This window comes from Sphingomonas sp. TF3 (assembly GCF_003985085.1).
In the GTDB taxonomy this organism is placed as follows: domain Bacteria; phylum Pseudomonadota; class Alphaproteobacteria; order Sphingomonadales; family Sphingomonadaceae; genus Sphingomonas.
This window is the reverse complement of sequence record NZ_RWKS01000081.1, coordinates 1-714: the sequence shown is the minus strand read 5'-3', so window position 1 is coordinate 714 and position 714 is coordinate 1. Positions and strand designations below refer to the sequence as shown.

Here is a 714-nt window from a genome sequence, read left to right as displayed (position 1 = left end):
CGTCATCGTACTCTCCCACCTCAGCCGGCCGGGCGCACCCGATGCCGACAATCCTGGCTGGACGCCGGTGGCCGTGTTCCGGGGCTATGCGCCGATTGCCCGCCAGCGACGCATCATGCTTCTGCTCGCCAGTTTCTGGGTCGTTATTATGGCGCTCGCGATTGCGGACGGTGTCTATGTGTTTCTCGTAACCAACGTTCTCAGCCGAGGTCCGTTCGCATACGGGGCGTTCATTGCCGTCTGGGCAGGAGCCTATCTCATCTCTGCATGGGCCGCGGGTGGCTATGTCGAACGTAACGCCCGCTGGACGGCCCTTGTCGGACTGGGAAGCATCGCGGCTTCATTTCTGGCAATAGGTCTGACCGGTGCGCTCGCCCCATCGCTTCCCCTGGCGGTCGTCGCCATGGCGTTCCTCATCGGCGGTGCGGGCAATGCCATCTACAACGTATCGGTTCGCACGATCCTACATACCACTGTGAGGCCCGAGCTCCACGGCCGCGCCGCCGCGCTTTATGGTGCTGGAACCCGCATCAGCGAGGGTAGCGGGTTTGCAATTGGCGGCCTGCTTGGACCAGCGCGTGTCCTCATCGCATACATCCTGTCGGGTGTCGTCGCACTGGTGGCGGCCGGAGGGGGAAGCATTGGCCACCGCAGCCGCTGAGGCTGGACGTGATGCTTAGCGTACGTTTTTGGGCCTTTTCTCACCGGTCCCCA

At 63.3% G+C, this 714-nt stretch carries 1 pseudogene; it reads left to right on the top strand.

Annotated elements, in window-relative coordinates:
• Positions 1–661 (top strand): annotated as a pseudogene (locus EJC47_RS20870) (hypothetical protein); the annotation flags it as partial.
• Positions 662–714 lie beyond the last annotated feature (53 nt).